4 protein-coding genes are annotated in these 8,044 nt (G+C 67.5%); 3 read left to right on the forward strand and 1 reads right to left on the reverse strand.

The window, feature by feature from the left end; translation table 11 throughout:
* On the reverse strand, positions 1 to 2,657 hold a 2,657-nt coding region (locus tag EJC47_RS20405), incomplete at its 3' end, for a TonB-dependent receptor plug domain-containing protein (protein WP_260591694.1).
* A 513-nt stretch (positions 2,658 to 3,170) separates the two neighbouring features.
* On the opposite strand from EJC47_RS20405, the gene EJC47_RS20410 reads away from it, so the two are divergent.
* The 3 genes from EJC47_RS20410 to EJC47_RS20420 all read left to right on the forward strand — a co-directional run bounded on the left by EJC47_RS20410 (position 3,171) and on the right by EJC47_RS20420 (position 8,012).
* Positions 3,171 to 4,937, forward strand: coding sequence for an amidohydrolase family protein (locus EJC47_RS20410; protein ID WP_124811257.1), 1,767 nt, complete (start codon positions 3,171 to 3,173; stop codon positions 4,935 to 4,937).
* A gap of 512 nt (positions 4,938 to 5,449) precedes the next feature.
* Positions 5,450 to 6,400 carry an MBL fold metallo-hydrolase gene (locus EJC47_RS20415; RefSeq protein ID WP_124811254.1) on the forward strand — a complete coding sequence of 317 codons (951 nt, stop codon included), beginning with the start codon at positions 5,450 to 5,452 and terminating at the stop codon, positions 6,398 to 6,400.
* 34 nt (positions 6,401 to 6,434) lie between these two features.
* Positions 6,435 to 8,012 (forward strand): bifunctional protein tyrosine phosphatase family protein/NAD(P)/FAD-dependent oxidoreductase, encoded by a 1,578-nt coding sequence (locus tag EJC47_RS20420; RefSeq protein WP_124811255.1) that lies wholly within the window; start codon positions 6,435 to 6,437, stop codon positions 8,010 to 8,012.
* The last annotated feature ends 32 nt before the right edge of the window (positions 8,013 to 8,044 follow it).

The raw sequence follows: 8,044 nt of genomic DNA on the forward strand, positions 1-8,044 counted from the left end.
GGCGAGGCATCGCGGAAATATTCGAGCAGATAGGCCGCATTGGCGTTGAGATCGAAACTGCCGATGCCGGTGTCGCGCAACGACAGGTTGAGCCCGAAATCGATGCCGCGCACCGTTTGCGGTTCAAGATTGCGATACCTGTCGTCGACGTATTGCACCTGGCCGACCGGCGCGATTCCGGTCCCGGCGAAAAGCGCGATATCATCGGCCGTCGGCGCCAGCCGCACCACATTGGGATCGGTCGAACCCTGGAGGCGCAGGAGATAGTCGCTGATGAGCGCATTGCCTTCGCCGTAAACGCCCACGATGCCCTGCTGCTTCACCTGCCAGTAATCGACCGTGAAGGTCGTGCGGAGATTGCCGCTGTTGAAGATCGATGGCTGGAGCACGGTCCCGACGGTGAAGGTCGAGGAGGTTTCCGGGCTGAGGTCGGGATTGCCCGCGCGGCGGCCCGTGGTGACGAAACCCTGGGCGCAATTGCTGAAGCTCGTGATGCGGCCCGCCCGGAGGTCCGCCTCGCAGCGGATATAGTCGGTGCGCGTGTTCCCGCGGGTCACGACGGTCGCATTGGTCTGCTCGAGGTTGGGCGCACGGAAACCCTGCGCCCATGAGGCGCGGATGCGCCAGCCATCGAACAGATCCCAGGCAGCGGCGACCTTCGGCTTCGCGATGCTGCCGAAGTCGGAATAATGCTCGTAGCGTCCCGCAAGCTGGAGATTGAGGCTGCGAATGAGCGGGACGTTCATCTCCGGCGAAACGAGTGGAACCGCGAATTCGGCATAGGCCGCCATGACCGTGCGCGAGCCCCTGGTATCCGGCGTCGGGCTGACCCCGAAGAGGTCGCTCGGCTGGACGATGCCGGCGACGGTGTCGGTCCAGGTGATCGTGCCGTCGACCCGCTGGTCGCGATCGTCGAGTTGCGAATCGCGCCGCACCTCGCCGCCGATCGCCATGCCCACATCGCCGGCGGGCAGCGCAAAGAGATCGGCCTTGGACGCTTTGAAATCCCACATCGCGAGCGTCGCCTTGCCACGGCGAACCGTCTTTATGCGGATCGCGTCGAGAGCGGCCTGATTGCTGGGGCTTGTGTCGATGCCGGTGGGATCGGCGGGATTGCCGCCGTTGAACGGATTGTAGGCATCGGGAGTCGAGAGCGCGAGATTGCGCTGGAGCAGCGTGGCGCTGATCCCGTCCTGGGTGTCGCGCACCGATGCCTCCGAATAGACGAGGGCGCTTTCCCAGTGGAAGCCGAGCGCATCGCCGCGAAGGCCAAGCACCGCGCGATACTGGCGATTGGTCACGTCGACGATCGTCGGCCCCATGTCGGTGAAGCGGTAGTTGGTCATTGTCACCGGCAGGCCGGCGGCCGGGGCGTCGATCCCGGACAGCCGGTTCGGATTGGTGCTGCCGTTGGCGAAGGTCACCGGGCCGAACGGATTCCAGTAATTCGACGACGGGATCGACATGCGGATCGAACCGATCGTGAAGACGCTGTCCTGGGTGCTGCGCGTCCTGCCGTAGTAATAGCCGGCCTCCCCGAACAGCGTCACGGCGTCGCTGAGTTCATAGTGGCCGCTGGCGAACACGTTGACCCGGTCGAGCTCGGGCGAGATCGAGATCGGATAATTCGCCTGGGCATTCCAGCGCGTGTTGCGGTCCGCGCCCGTGGTGGCGCGGGTGCCGTCGTCGATGCAGATATCGTTGGCGAGCGTGGCCGAGCAGCCCCCGTTCGCCGTCGGCTGAAGCGAGAAGGCGCCGGCGGTGGAGGTGACATTGGCCCCGTTGCGCCGGACGCGGACGCCGGTGCTGAAATCGCCCCACGGCGAAAGCGGGCTGCGATCGTCGAGCGCATTGTTGCCCGCAAAGACCGTGCCCGCGAAATCGGCGAAATCGCGGTGGTCGGCGGTGGCGGTGAAATCCTGATCCTGCGAGGTCAGCGCGCTGCGCCGCGTGTAGTTGAATAGCAGCGAGATATTGCCGCGGCTTTCGGCCAGATCCTTGCCGAGATAGCCGGAGGCGTTGAATTCGCGCAGCCGCGTGCCCTCGGCGCCGCCATATTGCAGCGACAGGCTGCCGCCGTCGATATTGTCGCGCAGCACGGTGTTGACGACGCCCGCGACGGCATCGGTGCCGTAAAGAGCAGCCGCGCCATCGCGCAGCACTTCGACGCGCTGGACTCCGTAAACGGGGATCGCATTGGTGTTGTAGGTGAGGACAGGCGCGAGCGAGGCGCTTGCCTGGCTGCCCGGATGCTGGACGACGCGGCGGCCATTGAGCAGCACGAGCGTGTTGCCAACGCCGAGGCCACGCAGATCGATCGAGCCGATATCACCGCGCGCAAAATTGCTGCTCGTCTGGCCGTTGCTGCTGTTGAACGAGACATCGCCCATCTGCGGGATCGAGCGGAAGAGATCGTCGCCCGAGATTGCGGCGGTCGCCGCGATCTCGCTTTCGCCAACGATGGTGACAGGCAAGGCTTCGGTGATCTTCGAACCGATAATGCGGCTTCCGGTTACCACGATCTCGGACTCGGGAGATTCGTTCGCGGCGGTCTCGCTTTCGTGCGCGCTGTCCTGCGCAAAAGCGGTCCCGGCCAGGCACAGCGACGACGATGCCAGCAGCAAAGCCCTGCAAAATGACAATTTCTCAACAAGCATGCGTTTGCCCCTCGTTATCGACCCTGTATCGTCCATCCATGCAAACGGATGGATCGTTGGCGTCCATCTTAATGTGCTGTGACGCAATGCCCGCGAAAATCCCCACCCTAGCTTGGCGGAAAATTTCAGGGGGTTACATGGCGGAGCAATTTTATACTGGGAGAGCCATAGCGGCCTCCCGGGTATCGTCTCCTGGCCAGTCGCTGATCTCGCCGGGCAGGTTCGGCTGGACCGCCAGAGTGAAAATCCACGGCAGCCAGGTGCCTGCAATCTCCCTCGGCTGGACGATGGGACGATGGCGCGGAACCCCCGCCGCTATGCCGAAATCAACGCAATAGGCACCCTTGACGACACCGTTTGCGTGGGGTGGAGAGCTGCCCCGACACATGAATGGTCCTGCCGGATGGGCGGTGGGGTCGCCCGCCACGGCTGCGTCACAGCAGGGTGGGACAATCAGCCGAGGAGAAGATCGACGTGGCCAGGTTTCGCAAGATGCTCGCAGCTGGAACAGCCATGGCGGCCGGACTCGGCTGGACTGGCCCGGCGGCGCTCGCGAATCCGGGCGACGAGATCGTCGCGATCACTGGTGCGACCATCTTCGACGCGACCGGAACGGCGCCGTTCCGTGGCACGGTCATCGTGCGCGGCGGACGGATCGAGGCCGTCGGAGCCGATGTGAGGATACCCCCCCGCGCGACGGTCGTCCGCGCAGAGGGCAAGGCGTTGCTGCCCGGCTTCATCGACGTCCATACTCACTGGTCGCCGGCAGGCTCGCCGCGTACGCTTCCCCAGATCGCCAGCGCCTATCTCGAGAGCGGCGTGACGACGGTGAATGATTTCCACCAGCAGCCCGAAGCCTTTGCCCCGCGCCGCGCCTGGCTCGCCGGCATCGAGGCGCCGCACGTCAACTTCGTGGCGCGGATGAGCACGCCGGGCGGCCATGGTGCCGACTGGGGCGATACCAGCACCACCAAATGGGTCGCGACCGCAGAGAGTGCGCGGCGCGAGGTGCAGGCACTTCAGCCCTACAAGCCCGATTTCATCAAGGTGTTCGCGGATGGCTGGCGCTATGGCCAGTTGCCCGAGGAAACCTCCATGAACGTCGAGACGCTCACCGCGATCGCGGAGGAGGCGCACAAGAACGGCCAGCGCGTCCTCACCCACACCGTAACGGTCGAGCGCGGCAAGCTCGCGGCGCAGGCCGGCATCGACGTGATCGCGCACAGCATTCAGGACGGCGTGCTGGACGATGACGCGGTGGCCGCGATCAGGAAGGCCGGTACCTCCTACGCGCCCACGCTCGCGATCTATCAGCTCAGACCCGACGAGATGGGGCCGGGGCGCAAGGACGATGAAGCGACTCGGCTGCGTATCCGCAAATATGGCTATGCCGAGGAGAATGTCCGCAAGCTGGCCGCTGCCGGGGTGCCCATCGCGCTGGGAACCGATGCGGGCATCGGAAGCGCGAAACACGGCATCTCGACCTTGCAGGAAATGGAGCTGCTGGTCGCGGCCGGGCTGACTCCCAAGGCGGCGCTGCTCGCAGGCACCTCGAACAGCGCGCTGGCACTCGGGCTGCTCGGCGATCGCGGCACGATCGAGAAGGGCAAGCGCGCGGACCTTGTCCTGATCGATGGCGCGCCGTGGGAGACGATCGGCGACGTGCGAAAGATCGAGCGGGTGTTTGTCGACGGCAAGCTGGTCCACGGCGCCGGTGCCAGGCGGTCTCCGGGCAATCTTGCGACCGCGCTGCCGGCGGTCCCCGCCGCGCCGCTGATCGATGATTTCGAGCGCACCGACGGACGCAGCACCCTCGACACCCTGCGGCTCGTCGACATGGATGGCGGCGTCGAGCGTTCGCGCGTGGTGACCAATCGCGTGACCCATCCCGGCGGCGGCGGCAACGCCCTTGCCTTCGCGGTCGAGATGTCGCCCAAGGAGAAGCCGGAGGGCGGTGTCCTCGTACCGCTCAGCCGGGGCTCGGTGACCCCGGTCGATGCGCGCGGCTTCACAGGCGTGCGCCTCGATATGCGCGGGGCGGGCCGCTACCTCGTGGTCGTCAACACGCTCGCGGGCGAATGGACCGCCTCTGTCGAGGCGAAGGAAGACTGGACGGAACTGCGCGTGCCCTTCAGCGCCCTCGTCCCGACCCGTCCGCGGCGCGAGAACGCGCCCGTTCCCGCATGGCGCGGCGACGACCTGGTGCAGGTCGGCGTGGTGGTCATGCGCGAAGCGGGCGCGAGCGCCTGGGGCGAAATCGACAACCTCGGCTTTTACTGAACTCGGCTTTTGTTGAAGCGGCGGCCCGCGCGCCGCATCGCCGGAACACCCCCATCCACGCCGGCACCCGTGGCGGTGCGGGCGGCGCGGCTTGCTGCATTTCCGGCATCTGCGTGACGGGACTGCGGCCCCGCGCGAGCGGCGAAGCTGGCCCCAAATTCCAGGCCCACTTCGGCAAGGCCCTGGCGAGGCGAGCGAGTTCCGAAGCCGGGGAGCGCGCATCGCCGGCTGGATGAACGGCTGGTGGGGTCCGCCCGACGCGCTGCGTCTCAGCCAATGAGGGCGGGCCTGTCAGGCCGAATCAAGCGCCCGTCCTCGCCCCGCAAGGAGTCGCTGCCTGCCATGATCGCGAAACTGCCCTGCCTGCCGCTCCCCGCGGGGTCGGCCCCCATGCCCGATCCGTCGGCGACAGGCGGCTGGACGGCGGCACAGCCGCGCGCGGCCGGTCCCGGGCACCAGCACCAGCGCCAGCGCCTCGAACCCGCACTCCTGCATCCCGGCACGACACCCTCATGAGCGCCTTTCATCACCTCGAGACCGGAGGAAGCGGAGATGCCGCGCTCGCATCCGCCTCCGCGCAGATCGCGGCGACATCGCGCGGAGCGGCGGCGGTGCGCGCCTTCTTCGATCCCGCCACCTCGACGATCAGCTATGTCGTCCACGACCCCGTGACCATGCGCGGCGCGGTGATCGACAGCGTGCTCGATTACGACGCGGCGGCGGGGCGGACCTCGACCGGCTCGGCCCAGGCCATTCTGGATCATGTGCGCGCCGAGGGCATCGCGATCGACTGGTTGCTCGAGACCCACGCGCACGCCGACCATCTTTCGGCGGCACCTTGGCTGCGCGAGGCAGTCGGCGGGCAGATCGCGATAGGCGAACACATCCGCGAGGTGCAGGCGGTGTTCGGCGAGATATTCAACGCCGGGGCCGACTTCCGCCGCGACGGCTCGGACTTCGACCGGCTGTGGTCCGATGGGGACCGCTTCGCGATCGGCGCGCTGCCGGTCACGGTGCTTCATGTTCCCGGCCATACGCCGGCTTGCGTCGCCTATGTGATCGGGGGCGCGGTGTTCGTCGGCGATACCATGTTCATGCCCGATTACGGCTCGGCACGCGCCGATTTCCCGGGCGGCGACGCGGGCACGCTGTTCCGTTCGCTGCGGCGTATTCTCCAACTGCCGGGCGAGACCCCGCTGTTCATGTGCCATGATTACCTGACCGAAGAACGGCAGGACCATGCGTGGGAGACGACGGTGGCCGCGCAACGCGCCGCCAATATCCACGCCCGCGACGGCATTTCGGAACAAGAGTTCGTCACCCGTCGCCGCGCCCGCGACGCCGGGCTCGCGATGCCCCAGCTGCTCCTGCCGTCGGTGCAGGTGAACATGCGTGCCGGCCGCCTCCCGCCAGCCGAGCCGAACGGCACCGTCTACCTCAAAATCCCCGTCGACCGGCTGTGAAGGCCGCCCTCCCCGACTTGCGAACGGAGACACCATGACCCCCAAGACTCTGACGCCGGCGCTTCGCGTGTCACCGCAGATCGCCGCATCCGACATGGCCGCTATCGCGGCATCGGGCGTCCGCTCGATCATCTGCAACCGGCCCGACGGCGAGGAGGCGGGTCAACCGACCGCCGCCTCGATCGCGGCGGCGGCCGAGGCGCATGGCCTGCGCTTCGCCCATGTCCCGGTGGCTGCGGGATATGGGCAAGGCGATGTTGCGGCGATGGCGCGCGCGCTCGCCGAGCTTCCTGCGCCCGTGCTCGCCTACTGCCGTTCGGGTGCCCGCTCGGAACAGCTCGCCACAATGGCGGCGGCGGTGGGCAAGGGCGGCGATGCCTCGACCTGGGATATCCTCGTCATCGGCGGCGGCAGCGCGGGAATAGCGACCGCGGCCAGCATCCTCCGGCGGCGGCCCGGCATCCGCCTCGCGATCGTCGAGCCGAGCGGGGATCACTACTACCAGCCGGGCTGGACGATGGTCGGCGGCGGCATCTTCGCGCCCGAGGATACGCGGCGCGAGGAGGCGGCGCTGATCCCCGCCGGGGTCGAATGGATACGCGCCGCGGCGGCTTCCTTCGACCCCGCGAACGATCGCGTCGTTCTCGCCGATGGGCGCACGCTTTCATACCGCGTGCTGGTCGTATGCCCAGGCCTGAAACTCGACTGGGACGCGATTCCCGGCCTTCCCTCGGCGCTCGGCCAGGGCGGCGTGACTTCCAACTACCGATATGATCTCGCGCCCTACACCAACCGCCTGACCCGCGAATTCCGGGGCGGGCGAGCCCTGTTCACCCAGCCGCCGATGCCGATCAAATGCGCCGGCGCACCGCAAAAGGCGATGTATCTCGCCTGCCATCGCTGGGAGCGCGAAGGGGTGCTCGACCGGGCCCGGGTCCAGTTCCATGCGGCAACCCCCGCGTTGTTCGGGGTCGCCGCCTATGTTCCCGCGCTCGAGGCCTATATCGCGCGCTACGGCATCGACCTCCAGCTCCGGTCGCGCCTCGTGTCGATCGATGGCGCGGCGAAGGTCGCGGTCTTCGAGCAGACGCGCGGCGAGGAGGTGCGCCAGGTCGAAGAGCAGTACGACATGATCCATGTCGTGCCGCCGCAGGTCGCCCCCGACTTCATCGCCGCGAGCCCGCTCGCCGCACCGTCCGGCTTCCTCGCGGTCGATGAGGCAACCCTGCGCCATCCCGGCTATGCCAATGTATTCGCGCTCGGCGACGTGGCGGCGACCACCAATGCCAAGACGGCGGCCGCAGCGCGCAAGCAGGCGCCCGTGGTGGCGGTCAACGCGCTCGCCGCGCTCGATGGTGCGGCGCCCGTCGCGGCCTATGACGGATATGGCAGCTGCCCGCTGACCGTCGAAGCCGGAAGGATCGTGCTGGCCGAATTCGGCTATGGCGGCAAGCTGCTGCCCTCCTTCCCCAAATGGCTGATCGAAGGGACGCGTCCGTCGCGGCTGTCGTGGCTGCTCAAGGCGAAGATCCTGCCGACCGTTTACTGGCACGGGATGCTGCGCGGCCGCGAATGGCTCGCCGCGCCGCGGCCCATCGGCCAGACCATGTGACGCTCGACGCCGTCCAGTATCTCCTCGGCGGG

The organism is Sphingomonas sp. TF3 (assembly GCF_003985085.1).
Classification (GTDB): Bacteria; Pseudomonadota; Alphaproteobacteria; order Sphingomonadales; family Sphingomonadaceae; genus Sphingomonas.